Here is a 22,595-nt window from a genome sequence, read left to right as displayed (position 1 = left end):
AGCTATGTTTTCGCGAGCCTGCGCACGTGCCGGATGATCCCGGAGAAATCCACCCCGCCATTTCCTTCCGCATCGAAGGCCTTGTAGAGCTCCTGAGCATGCTTGCCCAGCGGGGTCGCGGCGCCCGCAGCCCTGGCCGCATCCTGCGCCAAAGTGAGGTCCTTCACCATCAAGGCCGAGGCGAAGCCGGGCTTGTAATCATTGTTGGCGGGCGAGGTCGGCACAGGACCAGGCACGGGGCAATAGGACGTCAACGACCAGCACTGCCCCGATGAAGTCGAGGCGACGTCGAACAGCGCCTGATGCGAGAGGCCGAGTTTTTCGGCGAGCGCAAAGGCTTCGCTCACCGCGATCATGGAAACGCCCAAAATCATGTTGTTGCAGATTTTTGCCGCCTGCCCGGCCCCACCGCTGCCGCAATGCACGATCTTCTTGCCCATCTTTTCCAGCACGCCCTTTGCCGCCGCGAAGGACTTTTCGTCGCCGCCGCACATGAAGGTCAAGGTCGCGGCCTTGGCGCCGCCGGTGCCGCCGGAGACCGGCGCATCCACCGAACCGACGCCGTGCCTTGAGGCCAGCGCGTGGGCCTGCTTGGCGCTTTCGACATCGATGGTCGAGCAGTCGATGATCAGCGCGCCTTTTGCCATCGCCGGAACCACCTCATTCCAGACCGAGACCACATGCTTGCCGGCGGGCAGCATCGTGACGACGACGTCAGCGCCTTTGACGGCCCCCACCGAACTTTCGGCAATCGCCGCGCCGTCGGCTCTGGCCTGATCGCGCGAGGCCGCCACCAGATCGAACGCCGTTACCTTCTGTCCTGCCTTGACCAGATTGGCAGCCATCGGGCCGCCCATGTTGCCGAGACCGATGAATGCGATGCTGGCCATCTTCAATTCCCTCCGCTCTAGTGGTCCGATTCTAACATTCGCATCCTTTCTCGGTGGCCACTGTTGCGAATGTTAGAATCATAGGACCACTAGTAGATATAAGATTCTAGTGGAGTTTAGGATTTGACATTCGCTTTTCCGGACTCGCGGCCAGATGGGTAGCGAATGTCAAATCCACTCCACTAGCGCGCTTCTTGTCGTCTTCTCAAAATACCAGTTCGTCGGCACCGATATCGGCAAAATACGGCGCCGTCATTTCCGGCGTTACGTCCTCGACGCGCGAGGGCGACCATTTTGGATTACGATCCTTGTCGATCACGGCGGCGCGCACGCCTTCGCGAAAATCATCGCTTCGGAATACTTCGAGCGCAGCACGATATTCCCGCGCCAGGCACTGTTCGAGCGACGAAGAAGCGCGCGCCAGGCGCAACAGTTTGAGCGTGACGACCATGCCTCGCGGCGATTTTTCGTTCAATGTCCTGAACGTCGCCCTCGCCAGTTCCGAACCGTCCCGCTGCAGGGCGGCAAAGATGTCTTCCATGCGGTCGTGGCCGAACCAGGCATCGATGCGCGGCTCCGTTGCTGCGACGGGGCCCGCGGACTCACCGGTCGCAAAGTCGTCGATCAAAGCCCCGACCTCGCTGGACGCCGTACCGGGCCTGACTTCGGTGAGAACGTTGCGCAAGACCGGGAGCTGGCTCGATGGCACGACCGCGTCGGCGAAGCGGGCATAGATGGCGTCGGGGCCGTTCATGGTTTGACCGGTCAATCCGAAATAGGTGCCGATCTCTCCCGGAGAATGCGAAAGCAGCCAGGTGCCGCCGACGTCGGGAAAGAACCCGAGGCCCACTTCCGGCATCGCGAGCTTGGTGCGCTCGGTTACGACGCGATGGGCGCTGTGCGCGGACAGGCCGACGCCACCGCCCATCACGATGCCGTCCATGAAGGCGACATAGGGTTTTGGGAATTTGGCGATACGGGCGTTGAGAATGTATTCCTCGCGCCAAAGGATCTTGCCGAGATCACCCTTGACCTGCGAACTGTCATAAAGCGCCCGGATATCACCGCCAGCACAGAGACCTCGATCCCCTGCCCCTTCCAGCAGGACCAGACTGACCGCGGCCTCCGCCTCGAATTGATCGAGCGCCTTGTCGACGCCGCGAAACATCTCGAGCGTCACCGCATTGATCGCCCTCGGCCGATTGAGGCGAATGATGCCGGCCGATCCCTCGCGCCGCACGATCAGGTCGCCTTCCTCGGCCGCGGCAGGGGCTTGACTGGTCATCGCGCCCCCTCCTCTTTCTTCCCCTCTCCCCTTGCGGGAGAGGCGGGAGCAGCCTTCGTGAGGGGCCGAGCCCCCTCACCCGCCTCGCGCGTTTCGCGCTCGGCACCCTCTCCCGCAGGGGGAGAGGGTGACGTCCGACCAGCGATCATCGCGCCCCCTCGATAAGTTTGCGCGCCACGATCAGCCGCATGATCTCGTTGGTGCCCTCGAGAATCTGGTGCACACGCAGATCGCGGACGATTTTTTCGACGCCATATTCGCTCAAATAGCCGTAGCCGCCATGCAATTGCAGCGCCTGATTGGCGACCTCGAAGCCGACATCGGTGCCGAAGCGTTTTGCCATCGCGCACAGCATGCTGGCATCCGGATCCTTGCGGTCGAGGGCCGCGGCCGCACGCCACACAAAGGTCCGCGCCGCCTCCAGTTCGGTCGCCATGTCGGCGAGGCGAAATTGCAGCGCCTGGAATTCGTCGAGGCGCTTTCCGAAAGCCTTGCGCTCCTTCATATAGGCAAGCGACTTGTCCAGCGCGCTTTGCGCCCCGCCGAGCGAACATGCCGCGATATTGATACGTCCGCCGTCGAGGCCGGCCATCGCAATCTTGAAGCCGATCCCTTCTTCGCCCAGCCGATTGGCGACGGGAATGCGCGCGTTTTCGAAGATCACCGCGCGCGTCGGCTGCGCATTCCAGCCCATCTTGCGCTCGTTTGCGCCGAGCGAGAGTCCGCTCGTATCGCCCTCGACCACCAGCGTCGAGATGCCGGCGGGTCCATCCTGGCCGGTCCGCACCATCACCACATAGACGTCGCCTCCGCCCGCGCCGGAAATGAATTGCTTCTGCCCGTTGAGGACGTAGTGGTCGCCGTCACGCACCGCGCGGGTGCGAAGTGCGGCCGCATCCGATCCCGAACCGGGTTCGGTGAGGCAATAGCTTGCGAGATATTCCATGCTGCACAATTTCGGCAGCCATTTGCTGCGCTGTGCATCGTTGCCGAAGGCATCGATCATCCACGCGGCCATGTTGTGGATCGAGATGAAAGCCGACACGGTTGGGCAGCCCTGCGCCAGCGCCTCGAAAATCAACGCCGCGTCGAACCGCGTCAGTCCCGAGCCGCCGACATCGTCGCGGATATAGATGCCGCCGATGCCGAGTTTGGCCGCCTCGCGCATCACATCGACGGGGAAATGCTTCTCTTCGTCCCAGCGGATCGCATGTGGCGCGATTTTTTCCGCGGCGAAATCCCGCGCCATATCGCGAACTGCAATCTGGTCGTCGGTAAGAGCAAATTGCATGTGTCGTTGCGTTTCCTCTGGCCTACCCTATGCGACCCCTGCTGTCGTTGCGAGCCGACGGGTCGCACGAACGCGCGGCCCGATGACAAGCTCCGCGAAGCAATCCAGAAATAATGCTGCGGCAACAACCTGGATTGCTTCGTCGCCTTCGGCTCCTCGCAATGACGAGCCAGCGCTCGTCAGTTCATGGTCGGAATCGAAAACTCCGCGCCCTCCTTGACACCCGACGGCCAGCGCGCCGTCACTGTCTTGGTCTTGGTGTAGAAGCGGATCGAGTCCGGACCGTGCTGGTTGAGATCGCCAAAGCCGGATTTCTTCCAGCCGCCGAAGGTGTAATACGCGATCGGCACTGGAATCGGCACATTGATGCCGACCATGCCGACATTGACACGGGCGGCAAAATCGCGCGCGGCATCGCCATCGCGGGTGAAGATGGCAACGCCGTTGCCGTAGTCATGATCGGAAGGCAATGCGAGCGCCTCCGCGTAATCCCTGGCGCGCACGACCGACAATACGGGGCCAAAAATCTCTTCCTTGTAGATCCGCATGTTCTTGGTGACGTTGTCGAACAGGCAGCCTCCCAAGTAGAAGCCTTTTTCGTAGCCCTGCATCTTGAATCCGCGGCCGTCGACCGCCAGCGTCGCGCCCTCCTTGATGCCGATCTCGACATAGTTCTTGACGCGCTCGACCGCTTCTTTGGTTACCAGCGGGCCGTAATCGGCGGACGGATCGATCGAGGTTCCGATTTTCAGGGATTCGACGCGCGGGATCAGTTTTTCCATGAGCCGGTCGGCGGTGGTCTTGCCGACGGGCACGGCGACCGAGACCGCCATGCAGCGCTCGCCGGCGGAGCCGTAGCCCGCGCCGATCAGGGCGTCCACGGCCTGGTCCATGTCGGCATCCGGCATCACGATGGCGTGGTTCTTCGCCCCGCCGAAACACTGGGCGCGTTTGCCGTTCGCCGCGGCACGCTCGTAGATATATTGCGCGATCGGCGAGGAGCCGACGAAACCGATGGCCTTGATGTCGGGGTCGTCGAGGATCGCGTCCACCGCTTCCTTGTCGCCGTTGACGACGTTGAGGATGCCGGGCGGCAGGCCGGCTTCGATCATCAATTGCGCCAGCAGCATCGGCACGCCCGGGTCACGCTCCGACGGCTTGAGGATGAACGCATTGCCGCAGGCGATCGCGGGCGCGAATTTCCACATCGGGATCATCGCCGGAAAATTGAACGGGGTGATGCCGGCGACGACGCCGAGCGGCTGGCGCAACGAATAGATGTCGATGCCGGGGCCGGCGCCCTCGGTATATTCACCCTTCATCAGGTGCGGAATGCCGCAGGCAAACTCCACCACCTCAAGCCCGCGCTGAATGTCGCCCTTGGCGTCAGGAACCGTCTTGCCGTGCTCGCGCGCGAGCACGTCGGCGAGCTTGTCATAGTCGCGCTGCGCCAGTTCCAGGAACTTCATCATCACGCGGGCGCGGCGCTGCGGATTGGTCGCAGCCCATTCCCCTTGAGCCGCCCTGGCGTTCTCCACGGCGGAGCGAACTTCGGCCCTGGATGCCAGCGCCACCTGGGCCTGGACATCGCCGGTCATGGGTTCAAATACGTCGGCAAACCGGCCGGATGTGCCCTTCACCTCGCGGCCGCCGATAAAATGCCCGATCATACGCATGCGTTCCTCCACGACTTGCGGGTTTTGGCTAGCGTCCCGGTTCTGACATTCGTTTGCTGTCGCGGCGGGTTCGTTTACGAATGTCAGAACCAAGGGACCCTAGCAAGTATAGGTTTCCGGTGAAGTTTAGGATTTGATATTCGCTATGCGAGCTAGCCGCCAAGGGGTAGCGAATGTCAAATCCACTTCACCGGCATCTTGCAGTCTTTGCCGCGTTTGGAAAGGACTTTCAGCGGGAGGCGGAATTGCGAAAATACCGGCTTCGTGGCGTTTCCCGCCGCATGCGACCAATGTCCCATGCGGCTTGATGGAAGGGCCAGGATTCTAATGGTCCGATTCTAACATTCGCATCCCGTTTCGGTAGGCATTTTTTCGAATGTTAGAATCAAAGGACCATGAGTAAACACAGGTATGTAGTGGAGTTTTCGATATGACATTCGCTTCGCGAGCCCGTGGCCTACGGGTAGCGAATGTCAAATCCACTCCACTAGATCATGATGCGATTAAGTGGAACCGCATCATGATCTCATCTCTTTGTTTGAGCATGATCTTTTCGGAAAACCGGTTTCCACTTTTCCGGATCATGCTCTAGCCGCCAATGTCAGTGACGCGTCGAGGCGACCGCCCTTCGGGACGCCGATTTCCCTGGCCTTGGCGACTTCGCCCGGCCAAGCAGAGCCTCGCGGCCGGCGCCAAGGATTTCATCGGAAAATTCGCCGCTGCCTGCAACACGGGCCATCACCAGCGTCCCGATCATGGTAGCCATGGTGGCCATCGCCCGCTTGCGTGCGGCCTTGCGCGGCAGACCCGGAATCTGGTCCGCGAGCATGTCGATCATCTGATCGAGCCGGCCCGCAAATACCCTTCGCGTCCTGGAACTTTCACGGGCGATCTCTGCGCCGAGCGTCGGTATGGCGCAGCCGCGACCGGGATCGTCGCGGTGAAGCGAGGTCAGGTAGCTATCGACGATCATTGCAAAACGCTTCTCGCGTGACGTCTGTCCGGCCAGTTTCCGCCAGCGCTCCGTCGATCGATCCATCGCGTGCGTAAAGGCCTCGATCACCAGATCGTCCCGCGAATTGAAATGCGCGTAAAACCCGCCATGGGTAAGACCGGCCTCCTTCATCAGGTCGGCAACGCCAACACCGTGCGCACCCTTCTGGCGAAGCCTGACTGAGGCCTTGCGCACGATCCGCGCGTGAGTTTCGAGCTTGTGTTCCCTGGAGTACCGCATGCCAGACCTATGATATGTTCAAAATCATACAATGCCGTTCGCCATCCTCATAACATCGGACGGCGCGAAAAGCTGCACTTATTTCGGAACTAAAGTTTTACCGCCGCAAATAATCCTGCTTCGGCGGACCTTGACAGCCCATGGTTTTTTCGCCCGAAAGTGGCACAATCCACGGCCGTAATCCTCAATTGCGAGTCCGTTCATGCTCATGCTCAATCCCTACTGCGGTATTGACCGCGACACGCGCGGCGTCGTCCGTCTTACGATCTGCAATGCAGGGACGCTCAATATTCTCGGTTCGGCCGTCATCAACGGCGTGCGCGAGGGATTGCAGGCGCTTGCAACGGAACGACAGCTTCGCGTGCTCGTCATCGCCGGGCAGAGCGAAAAGAGCATGATCGGGGGCGCTGACATCAAGGAACTGGCGAAGCTCGATCAGGCCTCGGCCGAGAAATTCATCACCGGCTTGCGCGATCTCTGCGAAGCGGTGCGCGCGTTTCCCTCGCCCGTGATCGCGCGAATGCCCGGCTGGTGTCTCGGCGGCGGGCTAGAGGTCGCGGCAGCCTGCGACTTCCGGATTGCGGCACACGGTGCCAAATTCGGCATGCCGGAAGTCAGGGTCGGCATTCCCAGCGTCATTCACGCGGCACTGCTGCCTCGCCTGATCGGCTGGGGTCGCGCGCGCTGGCTGGTGATGACGGCCGAGAACATCGACGCAGCCACCGCACTCGCCTGGGGACTGATCGACGTGGTCGCGCCCGAAGGCGGTCTTGATGCCGCGGTGGAGCAAACCGTTGCCTCCCTTCTGGCCTGCGGTCCGGAAGCCCTGCGCACGCAGAAGGCTCTGCTGCGTCAATGGGAAGAGCTGCCGCTGACGGAATCGGTCAATTTGAGCATCGGCGTGTTCGGCCAATCCTACCTCACGGATGAACCAAAACGGCTGATGCAGGGCTTTATCGATCGGAAGCGATAGTCGGCAGATTGACAGTCGGCGGGTTGCGGAAACCCTGCTTTTGGCGGCGAGCCGGAGAACTCATACGATCACGACAATTTGTCATGTGAGACATGCATTGCAAGTTTTGCAACGCATCATATGATTATCGTAATCCAATCACCCCGATTCTGAGGATCACCGTCATGGCCGCAACCCCCGATCCCGTCGTCATCGTTTCCGCCGCCCGCACGCCACTTGGCCGTTTCATGGGTGACCTCTCGCCGTTGAGCGGGCACCAGCTCGGCTCGCATGTGATCGGTGCCGCGGTCGAGCGGGCAAAACTCTCGCCGGAACGGATTAACGAGGTCTTCATGGGTTGTGTGCTCCCCGCCGGACAGGGCCAGGCCCCGGCGCGACAGGCCGCTCGCGGTGCGGGCCTCCCGGATGCGACGGGTGCGACCACCATCAACAAGGTCTGCGGCTCCGGCATGAAAGCCACCATGCTGGCCCACGACATCATCAACGCCGGCTCGGCCGACATCGTCGTCTCCGGCGGCATGGAGAGCATGACCAATGCGCCTTATCTATTGGCCAAGGCGAGAGGCGGCTATCGCGCCGGTCACGACCGGATCATCGATCACATGCTCTTGGACGGACTTGAGGACGCCTACGAGGCCGGACGTTCAATGGGCGATTTCGGCGAAGCTACCGCGGAAGCCTATCAGTTCACGCGCGACGCCCAGGACACCTATGCGATGGAGACCTTGAGGCGCGCGCGCAAGGCGGTCGAAGGCGGCGCATTCGGGGCCGAAATCGCCGCCGTGACGGTGAAGGAAAAAGCCGGCCCTCGCATCATCGACAAGGACGAAATTCCGCTCAAGGTCGATCCCGCCAAGATCCCGGGCCTGAAGCCGGCCTTCCGCCCCAATGGAACGATCACGCCGGCTGCGTCCTCCGCAAACGCCGATGGCGCCGCCGCGCTCATCCTGACCAGGCGATCGATCGCGAACCGCGAGGGTCTGCCGGTTCTGGCCGAGATCAGAGGCCACGCGACCCACAGTCAGGAGCCGCAATGGTTCACCACCGCACCGATCCCGGCGATCCGCAAGCTGCTCGACAAGGTCGGCTGGCGTGTCGGCGACGTCGATCTGTTCGAGATCAACGAGGCATTCGCGGTTGTGGCCATGGCGGCTCAGCGCGACCTCGCAATCCCCCGCGAGAAGCTGAACATCAATGGCGGGGCCTGCGCGCTCGGCCATCCTATCGGCGCGACGGGTGCGCGCCTGATCGTCACGCTGCTGCATGCGCTTGAAGCGCAAGATCTCAAGCGCGGCGTTGCTGCGCTGTGCATCGGCGGCGGGGAGGCAACCGCCATCGCAGTGGAGCGCGCGGTCCACTAAAGTCCCGAAAAATCCCTCCTCCATCAAGCGGCGCCGGGCCGGAAGATCGCGCATCTGATGCCAAAACAGGAAAAGCCATGATCTCAAGCTGGCTGTCGGCTGCGCTGACCCGCCGTAACATCCACTATGGCTGGGTGATGGTGGCGGTGACATTCCTCACCGCGCTGATCACCGCCGGTACGGTCGGCGCGCCCGGTGTTTTCATTGTCCCACTGCAGCAGGAGTTCGGCTGGAGCACCGCCGAGATTTCCTCGGCGCTGTCGATCCGGTTCATTCTGTTCGGCCTGATGGCGCCCTTTGCCGCCGCCCTGATGAACCGTTACGGCCTTCGCAACGTGACGCTTTCGGCCCTCTTGATCGTGGGTTGCGCGCTGATGTCATCGCTTCTGATGACACAGGTCTGGCAGCTGATGCTGCTGTGGGGCGTCGTGATCGGCATCGGCACCGGAATGACCGCGCTGGTATTGGGCGCAACCGTCGCCACGCGCTGGTTCACGGCGCGGCGGGGGCTGGTGCTTGGGATCCTCACCGCGAGCGTCGCCACCGGGCAATTGCTGTTTTTGCCGCTGCTCGCCAGCGTCACCGAGAAAATGGGCTGGCGGATTGCGCTGTCGCTGGTCTGCGTGATGCTCGCGCTCGCAGCTTTTGCGGTGTTGCTGGTGATGCGCGATCGTCCGGGCGATGTTGGCCTGCGTCCCTTCGGCGATGAAGGCAAGGAGCCACTGCCACCTCCTGCTCCGAGCAGCGGGCCGATCGTGACGGCTGCGCTGGGAACCTTGCGCGATGCGGCGCGGACCAAAGCTTTCTGGATCCTGTTTGTGACATTCTTCATCTGCGGCGCCAGCACCAATGGCCTGATCCAGGTGCACTTGATTCCGATGTGCCTGGATTTCGGAATTCCCCAGATTCAGGCAGCCAGCCTGCTCGCCGCGATGGGTGTGTTCGATCTGTTCGGAACCATGTTCTCGGGCTGGCTGTCGGACCGCTATGACAATCGCTGGCTGTTGTTCTGGTACTACGGCCTGCGCGGCCTGTCGTTGTTGATGCTGCCGTTTACCGATTTTTCGTTCTATGGCCTGTCGCTGTTTGCCATGTTTTATGGTCTCGACTGGATTGCCACGGTCCCGCCGACGGTGCGGCTGACCGCGCAGCGCTTCGGGCCGGAGCGCGCCAACCTGGTGTTCGGCTGGATTTTCACCGGGCATCAGCTTGGCGCCGCATTCGCGGCTTTCGGCGCCGGCCTTTCGCGCACGGCGCTTGCGACCTACCTGCCCGCCTTCTTCCTGGCCGGCGCGCTGTGCGTGGTGGCGGCCCTGATCGCGCTGGCGATTTCTCGGGCGGGAAAGCCGGTCGCGGCCTAGTGCCTACTTTCCGAAGTTCGTGCTCGATCGCAGCGTCCACCTTTCACGAACTTCGGAAAGTCACGGGCACCAGGGCATTTGCTCATAAATCCGCCATGTCGGCTTTGGGGGAATATCTGGTGGCAAACGCGGCTGGCGAGATGACCTTTCTCGAGGGCGAAACATGACAAACAAACCAACCGCACAAGATAATCAAGCCCGTCGCGCGCGTGCGAGCACGTGTTGCGGAACCTTGCGGCCGAGCGCTTTTGCGCAGTATGGCATTTGTAGCACAGTGGGCATGGATTGGTTGTGAGTTCCACTCGCGCTTGATGCGACTCACGACGTGGAGTGCTATGTCGCGGCATTTGGCGGGCTGAATTTTTACGGCGATTTTTTTGTTTCACGTTGTTGTCATCCGAGGATGAGCGGGAAATGTACGTCCTTGCTCTGGTCACGCAAAAAGGTGGAAGCGGCAAGAGCACGCTGGCCGTCGGACTTGCTGTCGCGGCGATGGAGAACGGGGAACGCGTCGCATTTGTCGAGGCGGATCCACAAGGCACGGTATCGAAATGGAAAGCACGGCGCAGCAATCCCTATCCGCGCGTCGTTCGGGTCACCGATCCCGCCGAAATAGAAGGGGCGCTGTCCGGCCTCGAGGCCGAGGGGGTCTGGCTCGCGATCATCGATACCGCCGCTACAAACAACGCGTTGGCCATGCGCGCCATCGCCGGGGCCGATCTTTGCCTGATACCGGCGCGTCCGAGCCCGGCCGACATCGAAGCTGCGATACCGACGCTCTTCGCCCTTCGCAGGCTTAACCGCCGATTTGCCTTCGTCCTCAATCAAACGCCACCGCGGGGCTGCCGAGTGAGCGAAGCTGCAACGTCGCTCAATTCGCTAGGCGTGCTTGCGCTTCCCTATGTCGGACAGCGCAACGACCACCAGGACGCCCTCGGGACAGGGTTGGGCGTGACCGAGTTTGCGCAAGAGGGAAGAGCCTCGGAGGAAATTCGAGGGCTGTGGCGCTGGGTCTTGAAGAAGCTCGCCGAGGGTTCGTTTGATCATGAGCAGAACGCGAACAAGGCGGCCTGCTAGCAATACACGGTCCGGGCGCCGCTCGCTGGTGGAGCTCACCGCGGCGGCGAGCCGCGCCGTTGACGACGGCTTGGTTGTATTGTCTGCCAGCCTGATTGCCGCTTCCCCTGACGATCCGTCTCGACCGGAGCACGCAGCGAAGACATCTGACCGAACAGTCGCCACAAGGCAAGCGACGGCCCCGATTCCTGCGGCGGCGGCATCGCTGAATGCGGCAATGTCACTTGTCGATTCCGGCAGCACCGCCGAAATGGCGGTGAGAATTGCCAAGGACTGTCAGAACAGGATTTTTGAAAACGTCAAAATCAGCCTCAATGCTGCGTTGGACCATGCGAAGAATTTGACAGAGACACCGGTGAAAAGCGCGTCGAACGACGACAGCGATTCCAGCCTTGAAAGCGATTTTTTGGTGGTCGTCGAGGGAGCCGCAGCGGAATTCCGCGCCGAGGCAATCGAATTGATGAAAGCGAACGTGATCACGACCCTGAAGTACGCGCGAGAGTTGGCCGGCGCGACAACGGTCGCAGAATTTGTCGAGCTATCGAGCGCGCAAGCACCAAGGCAATGTGAACTAATCCTGAAGCAATCCGACGCGCTAAAGTCACTTGCGCAGACGATATTGAAATCCAGGTCTAAATAGCAACTCAAAACGCGGTCGCCGCTCCAGCCGGCGTGGCTCGGCATTGAAGCGACAGCTCACGCTTCCAGGCAAATTTCCAGCAGATAGGTTGTCTTTGATGCATGGGTCGGTGGATATGCCCTTGGGACGTGAGCGATGTCAGTTTCTGAAGCCGGTGTCTGGTTCCGCAAGCGTTGACTTGGATCAATGGCGACATTGCGAAGGATTTTAAGTTGTGGCCGGCGGCCGGCACGCGGGCGACTTACGACAAGGCACCGCTGAGACAACGGTACGAGGGCGCGGAGAAAACCTTGTTTACAATCAATAAAGCTCACATGGTCACCACGTTGCTGGCAGTTGGCATACTGGGCTGCGGTCAGAGTGAGGCTGCGGTTCGGATCGAGGGACAAGTCCAGGCTGGCGGAGGCCCGCTCGCAAACTCGACCGTTACGCTATGGGCAGCGAGTGCAGGCGATCCCAGGCAACTGGCGCAAGCAAGGACGAATAGCGACGGCCGGTTCGATCTTTCCAGCCAGGAAACGCCGGGTGCGGACGTGATCCTGTATGTTGTCGCCAAAGGTGGCGAAGCCTCGGTCAACAAGGGCAGTGGTGACAATCCGGCAATTACGATGTTGTCGGTCCTGGGAAACTCGCCTGCGTCCACAGTGGTCATCAACGAGATGACAACCGTGGCATCGGTGTGGACCCACAATCAGTTTATTGATGGGACCGCGATCAGAGGTCATGCGCTTGGTCTCAAGATCGCCGCCGGCAACGTGCCGAGCTTTGTCAATCTCCAAACCGGCGGCTGGGGCGCGGCCATCCAGGATGCGGTCAACAGCTCGCAGACGACAACGATGGCAAACTTCGCCACGCTCTCCAGTCTGTTGGCCGGCTGCACCACGCGCGTCAGGCCCGACGCTTGCGCAAGCCTGCTCGACGCAACAACGCCGCCAGGAGGCAAGGCGCCGACCGACACGCTCGGCGCGTTGCAATCCGTTGCACGCAATTGCGCGTACCGACCGGAGAGGCTCATTGCGCTTTTGGATGCGTTCTATCCCGTTCCGCAGGGCAAAAACTTACGGCGGACGCCATATATGCCATATCTGAATTATGCGCCGAGTGCCTGGACGCTGCCCCTCAAATTCACCGGCGGCGGGCTAAGTGCACCAGGCAAGATCATGTTCGACGTAGAGGGTAATGCCTGGACAGGTGTCAACTTCATCGTCGGCTCGCAAGCATCAGACGATCTATGGGACGGCAACCTGTCGAAGTTCGCCCCGAACGGCAGACCATTGTCGCCCGAGACGACCGGATTTCAAGGTGGAGGCGTCGAAGGGCCCGGCTTCGGCACGGCGATAGGCGCCGATGGCAACGTGTGGGTCACCAGCACGGGCGGCAAGACGATTTCGCTTTTTGACAAGAGCGGCAAACCGATTTCTCCGCCTGATGGCTACAATTTCGGTGGGCAGCTTGGAATCATGCAGGGAATCATCGTTGCGCCGAATGGGGACATTTGGACGCTCGATTTCGAAAAGGACCAGGTAGTGCATCTGCCTAAAGGCGATGCAAGCAAAGTAAAGTTCTATTGCCGATCCACTGACGGCAAACCGAACAAAGACAACCCGTGTAAACTGAGCGGTCCTTTCCACCTTGCCATCGACCAGCAGGACCGGATCTGGATTACCAATGCGATTGGCGACACGGTCACACGTTTTCCAGCGAGTGACCCTAGCAAGGTCGAAGTGCTCCAGACCGGCGGGCACAGTGGTAAGGGCATGGCGATCGACAGTCAGGGCAACGCTTGGATTGCCAACACGCTTGGAACCGGCCTTGATGTTGGAACGAAACTAGAGCTGCTCGAGCTGAAGCTTACGGGTCGAATGAGCCAGCTACATCGGGTGATTTTCGATTATCTGAACGGCAACTCTTCGCTCGGAAACATTTCGATGTTGCGTCCTGACGGGACCCCGGCACCAGGCTCGCCATTCCATGGGGGCGGCGCTTGGGGATCTTGGGGGGTCGCCATCGACGGGAACGATCAGGTTTGGAGCTCGAATTTTGCCGGCGCGTCCATCACGCATCTCTGTGGCGCGCGCACCGAGACCTGCCCGCCGGGAATGAAGACGGGCGATCCGATCTCACCGCCCGGCGGCTATGTGGGCGGCGGCATGCAGCCGTTGACCGACATTGGCATAGATCCAGCGGGCAACGTTTGGGTCGCGGACAACTGGCAGCGACCGCAGAGCTGCTTTGCTCCCTATGCGAGCGAAGCAACCTCAACACTCTGTGGAGGGAATGGACTGACAGTGTTCTTCGGCATGGCCAAGCCGGTGCGCGCGCCGCAGATCGGTCCGGCCAGAACACCGTGAGCGACCAGGCCCGGCGCAAATGCGCGGCGATGTCCCGCCGCTTTCCGTTTCGCCGTCACCCGGCGATGTCCGCTTTACCCTGGCAAAGATCAATCTGGTGCCGCTTTTCCATTTGAAGTTCCAGGAAAAATTTTGCCGCAAGCGCTGCAGAAACTTCAAACGGGCGGCACCAGGGTTTTAAGGCCTCGTCGTCATGCTGGTTGGAGGGCCCGGTGTCCGCAGGGGCTCGGCGAGGCGCGCGAATTCGCACAAGAGCGAACGGGTCTTGCGCGGGTCGATGATTTCCTCGACCCAGAATTTTTCGGCGGAGCGGAACGGCGAGCGCAGCCTGTTCAAACGCTCCTCGATCTCCTTCAACTTGGCTTCCCCGTCTTCGGCCGCGTCGATCTCGGCGCGATAGGCCGCCTCAATGCCGCCTTCAAGCGGCAACGAGCCCCAATAGGCCGACGGCCACGCATAGCGCAGCGAGAAGCGGTCGGCCGGCTGATGCACCACGCCGGCTACTCCGAACGAATTGCGCACGATGACGGTGCACCACGGAACCGTGCTCTGGTTGACGGCCGCCATCGCGCGAACGCCATGGCGGATGGTCGCGGCCTTTTCGGCCTCGAGCCCGATCATGAAACCCGGACAGTCCATCAGATAGACCACCGGCAAATGAAAGGTCTCCGCGAAGTCGACCCACCGCACCACCTTCTGGCAGGCGTCAGCCGTCCATGATCCGCCGTAGTGAAAGGGGTCGCCCGCAAGCACAAGCACCGCGCGGCCTTGAAGACGCGCAAGCCCCACGATGATCGGGCGGCCGAAATTCGCACCAATCTCGAAGAACGAACCCTCATCGACGACCGCGTTGATAATGGGGCGCATCTTGTAGACCTGACGGCGGTTTCGCGGCACCGCGGAGAGCAGCGATTCCTCCGCGCGCTGCGGATCGTCGTCGCACCGTGTCGTCGGCGGGAGCTCGTAGACCGACGCCGGGAGATAGGAGAGAAATCGTCTCGCGCAGGCGAATGCTTCTTCCTCGGTATCGACGGCGTGATCGACAGCGCCCGCACGGGTCTGGATATCGGCGCCGCCGAGCTCCCGTTTTCCGAGATCCTGGCCGAGCCGCTTGACGACCGGCGGCCCGGCAACGAACATCGCGGAGGTCTTTGTCATCACCGAATAATGGCTGGCGGCAAGCCGCGCCGCGCCGAGCCCCGCCACCGAACCAAGCCCCAGGGCCACCACCGGGACCCGCGAAAGGTTTTTGGCCGTGTAGGCATACCAGCGGGTGCCGCCGATGCCGCCCGGCAGGTTGGCCGCGCCCTTGGTCTCGATGGTTTTCACCGAGCCGCCGCCGCCGGAGCCCTCGATCAGGCGGATGATGGGCAGGCGGAAGTCGTGCGCCATCTCTTCGGCCATCAAGGGCTTTGCGGAAATCGAGGCGTCCGCCGAGCCGCCGCGCACCGTGAAATCGTCGCCGACCACGACCACGGTGCGCCGCTCAACCCTGCCGCGGCCGAACACGCAATTGGCGGGTGTCACGTTGGTAAGCTCGCCGTTCTCGTCATATTCACCGGTGCCGGATATGGCGCCGATCTCGTGAAAGCTTTCCGGATCGAGCAGCTTGTCGATGCGCTCGCGCACGGTGAGCCGGCCCTGGTCGCGTTGCCGCTTGACCTTGTCAACGCCGCCCATGGCGCGCGCAAGCGCTTCGCGCCGGGCGAGTTCGTCGAGTTCCGGCTTCCAGTTCATTCAGACGCTCCGTTCGCCACCCCTCCCTTCCTTCCCCCGCAAGCGCGGGACGATCGGGTGGGGGTCACCGATAAATTTCCATTGCAAGCCAAACTACCTTGAGCAACGTGAGCCCACAACCGGAAGCTAGTGGAGGGGATTTGACATTCGCCCCCCACCCGGCCACGAGTTCGTCAGCGAATGTCAAATCCCTAACTCCACTAGAACTCCATATTTTCCAGTGGTCCTTTTATTCCAACATTCGCAAGAGTGCCGGCCGAAAGGGATGCGAATGCGGACCACTAGGCCTCGCCCAACGCACTTATCGAGCTCGCAGCGTGTCTCCTGGAGAACGGCATGGCAGAAATCAAGATCATCACCGAGGTTTCAGGCCGCATCTGCACGCTTTCGGTGCAGGCGGGCGCAAGGGTCGACGAAGGCGATGACGTTGCCTTTGTCGAAGCCATGAAAATGGAAATCCCGGTGCCCTCGCCCGCTGCCGGCAAAATCAAATCGATCCTTGTCAATCTCGATGACGTCGTGGCCGAGGGACAGGCTCTCGTCATTCTCGAGACCTGAGGGCACGCAAGGCGCACATTCGGCGGTATCATCCGGCATTGCAACCGGCTTGCCGCTGCCGGGATCAATTCGTCACACCACCTGCTCCACCGGCTGCAGGTCGATATCGAAGGTTTCCAGAAACTTCGACGTCATGACGTAAAAGCCGACCGCGAGCTGCAACTCAACCAGCGCGCCTGGAGTCAGCCTGGCGGCAATGGCGTTGAACGTGGCGTCGGTTGGACGGCGCAGCGCCACGACCTCGTCGGCAAAGGCGAGCGCCGCGCGCTGCACCTCGCTGAAGCAGGTTGCCTCCCGCCAATTCTCAAGCGCCGCATTCTGCTCGTCGCTGACCCCGACATTCTTTCCGATCCGCTTGTGCGCCACGATCTCGTAAGGCGCCTGGCATAAAATTCCGGTGCGCGTGATGGCAAGCTCGCGCACTACCGGATCGAGCTCGCCCCTATGACGGATCGCGCCACCCAGCCGGCAATATTGTTCGAGGTGGCTCGGCGAATGGGCCATCATCCGAAAGATATTGGCATTGCGGTTCTTGCCAAGAAGTTCGCGCGTGCGTTCGTTCGATTTCGTGTCGCAATAGTCGATGCGGGCCATCTTTCACCTTGAGTTGTTTGACCGTTTTCGATCGGCGGGCAGTTTCCAAACCGCATCCTGTGGGCAATGCAGCATCAACGGCATGCGCTTCAATGAGAGCAAACATCACGCCCGAAAATTCCTTGTGACGCGCATAAACCGGCTGCAGGCGAGCCAAAATGCCGCCGCATTGCTGATCGACCTTGGCACATCGATATTCGCTGAGTGGGGACTCGTCAAAGCGAATACTCGTCGTGGGGTGTTCCGAGTAAAACAACCGGATCGTCGGGCCTTTGCGGGCAACGATGAATCGCGCCCAGGTCTAGGGAGCTTGAGTCCGAAGGAGAACGGCATGAAGGACGCCACCAGGAGGGCGGCCTCGGAAGTGCTCGCGCAAATGCTGGCGGTGACGGCGATGCTCGTCATCGCCAGCTTCGTCTTCTACACGCGTTGAGATTCAAAATCGTCATTGCAGTTAGCGAATGCGATGAAGCAATATCGGGGAACAGTTTTGCGTAACCGGGGGATTGCTTCGTTGCGTTCGCGACCATGCAGCTCTTAAAGGAAATCAAGCCCGGAAGACGTCAACCACGAAAGACATCAGCCCCGATAGACATCAGTCCCGAAAAACAACGGCATCCACCACGACGCAACCCTTTCCTTCGCTGTCGAGCAGCACCGGGTTGAGGTCAAGGCTCATCACCTTCGCTGCCGGATCGAGCATCAGCTCGCCGATCCGCAGGACGGCTTCACAGAGGGCATCGACATCCATCGCAGGCTCGCCGCGCACGCCCGCAAGCAGCGGCGCGATTTTCAGTTTACCAAGCGCCTGCCTCACTTCCTCCTTCGAAAATGGCGGAAGCAACAGCGCGGTGTCGCGGAAGATCTCGACATATTTTCCACCGTCGCCGACCGCGACCACGGGGCCGAACACGCCATCGCGATGCGCACCGATCATGATCTCGCGCCGGCCGTTCGCCATCGCCGCGACAATGACGCCGTCGAAACGCGCGCCCTGAGCGCGGATGATGGCCTCCATCTGCGACCAGATCTCGCCGGCCTCCTCGCGGCTGGTTACGCCGAGCTTCACCAGCCCTAGCTCGGATTTGTGGGCGATGTCGGAGGAACATCCCTTGACCACGACCACCCCGCCGATCGTTTCGAACGCCGCAACGGCCTCGGCGCGCGACCGGCAGAGCCGGTGGGCGACGACGCCAACGCCGCGCGCTGCCAGCAGAGCGAGGCTGTCGGCTTCGTTGAGCATCGTCATCGAAGCCGATGAGATCGAAGGCGCGCTGACGCCGCCCTGCTGTGCCCTGCGCGCCAATGTGCGCGCCATCAGTTCGCGGTGGGCCAGGAATTGATGCAAGGCTGTGACGGCTTCGGTCTCGGTCGGGAATACCGAAGAACCTTCGGCTGCGAATTGATCGGCGACGCTCTTCTGGGTTGCCGCGATCACGAGCGGCTTTGCGGTCTTGTTGCCGAACGCGGCCGCATCACGCGCAAACGCCTCCACATCGTAGCCTGGGCCCGCGACCGGCACGCCGATCAGGAACGCATCCGCGGCCGGGTCTTCGGCGAGCACCGGAAGAATGTCGCCGAACAGGCGGCTGTTCGACAGTAGCGCCGCGGTGAGGTCGATCGGATTGGTGGTCGTGGCAAAACTCGGCAAGATGCCCTTGAGCCTCCTGTCAGTCTCAGCCGAGAGTTTCGCCATCGGCATGCCGACGGCACTTGCCGCGTCCGCCGTCAGGACGCAGACCGCACCGGAGTTGCTGATGGCGACGAGCCGCCTTCCTTTCGGCTTCCAGCCTTTCAGATAAAGCTCGGTCGCCTCGACGAGGCCACGCATGTCCGGCGCGCGCCAGATGCCGTGGCGCTCGAAAAAGGCGTCGACCACGCGGTCTTCGTTGGCGAGCGCGCCGGTGTGCGATTGCGCCGCCTGGCGCCCGGCTTCGGAGCGGCCGGATTTCAAGGCGATAATCGGCAGATCGCGGTCGAGCGCGACCGCGGCAAGCTCTTCCAGATATTTCGTTTCCGGGATGCTTTCCAGATAAAGCAGCAAAAGCCTGACTTCCCTGTCCTCGGCCACCGCAACCGCCAGTTCGCCGACAGTGATGTCGGAATCGTTGCCGGTGGCGTGGGTGTGACGCACGCCGATGCCACGCTGGCGCAAAAATCCAACCGGTACCGTCGAGAGCGCGCCGCTTTGGCTCAGCATCGCGACGTGCCCTTCGGCGCGGTCCATATCCATGAACATGGTGGAGAAGCTGGCGATCGCGCCGGTGCCGAAATTGGCGAGCCCTTGCGAATTGGGGCCGACGATGCGCATGCCGGCGTTTCGCGCGGCCTCGACCATCCGCCGCTCCTTCGCCTTGCCGGCAACCGCATCGACCTCGCCAAAGCCCGAAGCCATCACCACGGCGACCTTGACGCCATGGGCCGCGCAATCCTCGACCGCGCCGATCGCGTTGTCGCCCGCGACCGCCACAATCACCATCTCGGGCGCTTCCGGCAGGTCGTCAAGGCTCTTGTAGCACGTGTGGCCCTGCACCTCGGGGCGCGACGGATTGATCGGGAAAATCCTGCCCTTGAAGCCGAACTTGTCGAGGTAATGCACGGGACGACCGCCGACCTTGTTGGGATTTTCCGACGCGCCGATGATGGCGACGGAACGCGGATCAAGTGCGGCCTTGAGACGGCTCATGAAGTTTGACTCCGGGACGATCTAACCGGCTAAACCGTCGTTCCGGGGCGCATCGAAGATGCGAACTATGATGTGCACTTGCACATCAGAGAACCTCGAGATTCCCGGTCTGCGCCTGGCGGCGCATCCCGGAATGACGGCGGCAACTGCAAGGGTGTACATTTGCGGGTTGACCCTCAATACGACTTCGGCAGGCCCAGCACCTTCTCGGCGATGAAACTGAGAATGAGCTGCGGGCTGATCGGGGCGATCCGGGGGATCAGGGATTCGCGCAAGTAACGCTCGACGTGAAACTCCCTGGCATAGCCAAAACCGCCATGGGTCATCACGGCCTGTTCGCAGGCATGATAGCCGGCTTCGGCGGCGAGATATTTCGCCGCGTTCGCCGCAGGGCCGCAAGGCTCGCCCCGGTCATATTGCCAGGCCGCCGATAACGTCATCAGCCACGCCGCCTCTAGTTCCATCCAGTTCTTTGCCAGCGGATGCTGGATAGCCTGGTTCTTGCCGATCGGACGGTTGAACACGTTGCGCTGTTTGGCATAGGCGGAAGCACGCGACAATGCGCATTTGCCGAGCCCCACCGCTTCGGCCGCGATCAGGATGCGTTCGGGATTCATGCCGTGCAGGATGTACTCGAAGCCGCGTCCTTCTTCGCCAAGGCGATCCTCGAGGGGAATTTCAAAATTCTCGATGAAGAGCTCGTTGGAATCGACGGCCTTGCGCCCCATTTTCTCGATTTCCCGGGCGGTGATGCGGCTGCGATCGAAATCGGTGTAGAACAGGCTCAAGCCGTGGGTCGGGCTTTTGACTTCCTCGAGCGGAGTGGTGCGCGCGAGCAGGAGAATTTTCTCGGCGACCTGCGCGGTCGAAATCCAGACCTTCTGACCATTGACGATATATTTGCCGCCCGAGCGCACCGCGCGGGTCTTCAATTGCGTGGTGTTTAGTCCGGTGTTGGGCTCGGTGACGGCAAAACACGACCGTTCCGCGCCTGATGCGATTCCCGGCAGCATCCGCTCGCACTGTTCTTCCGTGCCAAACACGACGACGGGATTGAGCCCGAACACGTTCATGTGGATTGCAGACGCGCCGGACATGCCGGCACCGGATTCGGCGATCGTCCGCATCATGATCGTGGCGTCGAGAATGCCGAGGCCCGAGCCGCCGTATTGTTCGGGAATGCAGATGCCGAGCCAGCCGGCATCCGCCAGCGCCTTGTGGAAATCGGCGGGATAGCCGCCCTCCTTGTCCTTCTTCAGCCAATAGGCGTCATCGAAGCGCGCGCAGATTTTCGCAACCGCATCGCGGATCGATTCCTGGCTGGCCGTGAGCGCGAAATCCATGGCCCCTCAACTCAACTGCCTTGTTTGGTCACGCCATCGCGTACCAAGGCCGCTATCTCCCGATCGGAAAATCCGGCCTCGTGCAAGACCTCGAGACCGTGCTCGTTCAGGCGCGGCGCTAGCCGCGTCGGCTCGCCGGGCGTTTCGGACCATTTCGCCGACACCTTCATGCTGCGGATCTTGCCCTCACTCGGGTGCTCGACGACCGGAAAGTAATTCGTAGCGACCAGGTGTTCATCCTGCAAAATGCTTTCGAGATCGTGCATCGGCATCACCGGGACGTCGGCCCTGTTGAGCAGTTCGGTCCACTCGGCCGTGGTCCTGGTTTCGAAGATGCGCGCCAACTCGGCATAAACCGTGTCGATATTGGTGGCACGGCCGGCGAAGGTCGCAAACTTCGGATCGCGGCGCAAATCGTCGCGGCCGGTCGCCTCGAAGAACCTTTCCCACTGCTTGTCGTTGTAGACGATCACGGAGATAAAGCCGTCGGAGGTTTTGTAAGGCCTGCGGTCACGCGACAGATGCCGCGCATAGCCTCCCTTGTCCAGCGGTGGCTCGTAGGTCAGGCCGCCCATGTGATCGCCCATCACAAAGCCCGCCATGGTTTCGAACATCGGAATATCAACCCGCTGGCCGCGCCCGGTGCGGTCACGATGCACCAGACTCGCACAGATCGCACCGACCGCCGTCAAACCGACGATACGATCGACCAGTGCATTGGGAACGTAGCGCGGAACGCCATCGCCGGTCTGCGCCATCAACGCCGGCAGTGCGGTCGCGCCCTGGATCAGATCGTCATAGGCGGGCTTGGCTGCATAGGGACCGTCCTGGCCGAAGCCGAACACGCCGGCATAGATCAGACGCGGATTGACCTCGGAGACGACATCATAGCCGAGTTGAAGCCGCGCCATCGCCTGCGGTCGCACATTGTAGACCAGCACATCGGCGGATGCGATCAGGCGGAGGACCACATCGCGGCCCGCGGGCTTTTTCAGGTCGAGCGCGATCGAGCGTTTGCTGCGGTTGGTGTTGAGGAATACCGGCCCCATGCCGGGGTGGCGGGTCGGGCCGATCAGGCGCGTCACGTCGCCATCGAGACTTTCGACCTTGATGACGTCGGCACCGTAGTCGCCGAGCATCTGGGTGGCATAGGGGCCCATCAGCACGGTCGTCATGTCGATGACCTTGACGCCCTCCAGAGGTCCCATGGTTGCGCTTGCTCCCTCATGCGCGGCGCGGTGGTCGGCCACGTTGCAATTTCTCCCTAGTGTGGCGGTTCAGAAGTCCGCATCATTGCAGCCCGCGCATTCGTTATGCGGACTTCTGAACCAAAAGCCACACTAGAATCATAGATTTGCTAGTCCTTTCGATTCCGAAGTTCGCAAAAGGGGTCGCCGCAAAATGATGCGAACTTCGGAATCAGGACACTAGTAACGGCATGGGAAAGGGAAGATCAAGGCTTCCCCGCGGATGGGCGCATGCACCCCGTCATAACGCTGACGTCCGAGGAACCGATGACGATCAAGGGCGGACAAAGT

General features: G+C 61.5%; 18 protein-coding genes. 8 read left to right on the top strand and 10 right to left on the bottom strand.

Translation table 11 applies throughout. The features are described from left to right. Positions 1–2 precede the first annotated feature (2 nt). The 5 genes from mmsB to VNX23_RS26865 form a co-directional block, all read right to left on the bottom strand. Entirely contained in the window at positions 3–896 is an 894-nt protein-coding gene (gene mmsB, locus VNX23_RS26885) for a 3-hydroxyisobutyrate dehydrogenase (protein WP_414643089.1), read from the bottom strand. Positions 897–1,095: 199 nt separating this feature from the next. Further along, entirely contained in the window at positions 1,096–2,175 is a 1,080-nt protein-coding gene (locus VNX23_RS26880; protein WP_325634601.1) for an enoyl-CoA hydratase/isomerase family protein, read from the bottom strand. Between the two features lie 145 nt (positions 2,176–2,320). Then, complete coding sequence (locus tag VNX23_RS26875) at positions 2,321–3,466, bottom strand: isobutyryl-CoA dehydrogenase (protein WP_325634600.1); 1,146 nt, start codon at positions 3,464–3,466, stop codon at positions 2,321–2,323. 179 nt (positions 3,467–3,645) lie between these two features. After that, the gene (locus VNX23_RS26870; RefSeq protein WP_325634599.1) at positions 3,646–5,142 is read right to left on the bottom strand and encodes a CoA-acylating methylmalonate-semialdehyde dehydrogenase; all 1,497 of its coding nucleotides are present in this window, start codon (positions 5,140–5,142) and stop codon (positions 3,646–3,648) included. A 601-nt stretch (positions 5,143–5,743) separates the two neighbouring features. Next, complete coding sequence (locus VNX23_RS26865; RefSeq protein ID WP_325634598.1) at positions 5,744–6,376, bottom strand: TetR/AcrR family transcriptional regulator; 633 nt, start codon at positions 6,374–6,376, stop codon at positions 5,744–5,746. Positions 6,377–6,578: 202 nt separating this feature from the next. Here VNX23_RS26865 and VNX23_RS26860 point away from each other — a divergent pair, with 202 nt between their 5' ends. From VNX23_RS26860 to VNX23_RS26835, 6 genes are all read left to right on the top strand, one after another. Then, the gene (locus VNX23_RS26860) at positions 6,579–7,349 is read left to right on the top strand and encodes an enoyl-CoA hydratase (RefSeq protein WP_325634597.1); all 771 of its coding nucleotides are present in this window, start codon (positions 6,579–6,581) and stop codon (positions 7,347–7,349) included. A 164-nt stretch (positions 7,350–7,513) separates the two neighbouring features. Then, positions 7,514–8,710: an acetyl-CoA C-acyltransferase gene (locus VNX23_RS26855; protein ID WP_325634596.1), complete on the top strand. Its 1,197-nt coding sequence runs from the start codon at positions 7,514–7,516 to the stop codon at positions 8,708–8,710. Positions 8,711–8,787: 77 nt separating this feature from the next. Beyond that, on the top strand, positions 8,788–10,071 hold the full coding sequence (locus VNX23_RS26850) for an MFS transporter (RefSeq protein WP_325634595.1): 1,284 nt from the start codon (positions 8,788–8,790) through the stop codon (positions 10,069–10,071). A 414-nt stretch (positions 10,072–10,485) separates the two neighbouring features. Next, a complete protein-coding gene (locus VNX23_RS26845; RefSeq protein WP_325634594.1) occupies positions 10,486–11,148 on the top strand; it encodes a ParA family protein in 663 nt (220 codons plus the stop codon). A 28-nt stretch (positions 11,149–11,176) separates the two neighbouring features. Further along, complete coding sequence (locus VNX23_RS26840; RefSeq protein ID WP_325634593.1) at positions 11,177–11,788, top strand: hypothetical protein; 612 nt, start codon at positions 11,177–11,179, stop codon at positions 11,786–11,788. Positions 11,789–11,961: 173 nt separating this feature from the next. Continuing rightward, positions 11,962–14,139: a hypothetical protein gene (locus VNX23_RS26835; RefSeq protein WP_325634592.1), complete on the top strand. Its 2,178-nt coding sequence runs from the start codon at positions 11,962–11,964 to the stop codon at positions 14,137–14,139. Positions 14,140–14,316: 177 nt separating this feature from the next. On the opposite strand, the gene VNX23_RS26830 is transcribed toward VNX23_RS26835, so the two are convergent. Beyond that, positions 14,317–15,876, bottom strand: a complete 1,560-nt coding sequence (locus VNX23_RS26830) for an acyl-CoA carboxylase subunit beta (protein ID WP_325634591.1) — start codon at positions 15,874–15,876, stop codon at positions 14,317–14,319. A 336-nt stretch (positions 15,877–16,212) separates the two neighbouring features. On the opposite strand from VNX23_RS26830, the gene VNX23_RS26825 reads away from it, so the two are divergent. Further along, the gene (locus VNX23_RS26825) at positions 16,213–16,434 is read left to right on the top strand and encodes an acetyl-CoA carboxylase biotin carboxyl carrier protein subunit (protein ID WP_325634590.1); all 222 of its coding nucleotides are present in this window, start codon (positions 16,213–16,215) and stop codon (positions 16,432–16,434) included. Positions 16,435–16,506: 72 nt separating this feature from the next. Here VNX23_RS26825 and VNX23_RS26820 read toward each other — a convergent pair whose 3' ends face one another. Then, positions 16,507–17,028, bottom strand: coding sequence for a carboxymuconolactone decarboxylase family protein (locus VNX23_RS26820; RefSeq protein WP_325634589.1), 522 nt, complete (start codon positions 17,026–17,028; stop codon positions 16,507–16,509). On the opposite strand from VNX23_RS26820, the gene VNX23_RS26815 reads away from it, so the two are divergent. Next, positions 17,018–17,461 (top strand): hypothetical protein, encoded by a 444-nt coding sequence (locus tag VNX23_RS26815; RefSeq protein ID WP_325634588.1) that lies wholly within the window; start codon positions 17,018–17,020, stop codon positions 17,459–17,461. The two genes, VNX23_RS26820 and VNX23_RS26815, sit on opposite strands and share 11 nt — an antisense overlap. Positions 17,462–17,623: 162 nt before the next feature. Here the strand turns inward: VNX23_RS26815 and VNX23_RS26810 are convergent, their stop codons facing one another. The 3 genes from VNX23_RS26810 to VNX23_RS26800 form a co-directional block, all read right to left on the bottom strand. After that, the gene (locus VNX23_RS26810; protein ID WP_325634587.1) at positions 17,624–19,714 is read right to left on the bottom strand and encodes an acetate--CoA ligase family protein; all 2,091 of its coding nucleotides are present in this window, start codon (positions 19,712–19,714) and stop codon (positions 17,624–17,626) included. Between the two features lie 176 nt (positions 19,715–19,890). Next, positions 19,891–21,057: an acyl-CoA dehydrogenase family protein gene (locus VNX23_RS26805; RefSeq protein WP_325634586.1), complete on the bottom strand. Its 1,167-nt coding sequence runs from the start codon at positions 21,055–21,057 to the stop codon at positions 19,891–19,893. A gap of 11 nt (positions 21,058–21,068) precedes the next feature. Continuing rightward, positions 21,069–22,265, bottom strand: a complete 1,197-nt coding sequence (locus VNX23_RS26800) for a CoA transferase (protein ID WP_325634609.1) — start codon at positions 22,263–22,265, stop codon at positions 21,069–21,071. Between the last annotated feature and the right edge of the window lie 330 nt (positions 22,266–22,595).

The organism is Bradyrhizobium sp. (genome assembly GCF_035570375.1).
In the GTDB taxonomy this organism is placed as follows: Bacteria; Pseudomonadota; Alphaproteobacteria; order Rhizobiales; family Xanthobacteraceae; genus Bradyrhizobium.
This window is presented reverse-complemented; position numbering and strand designations above follow the sequence as displayed.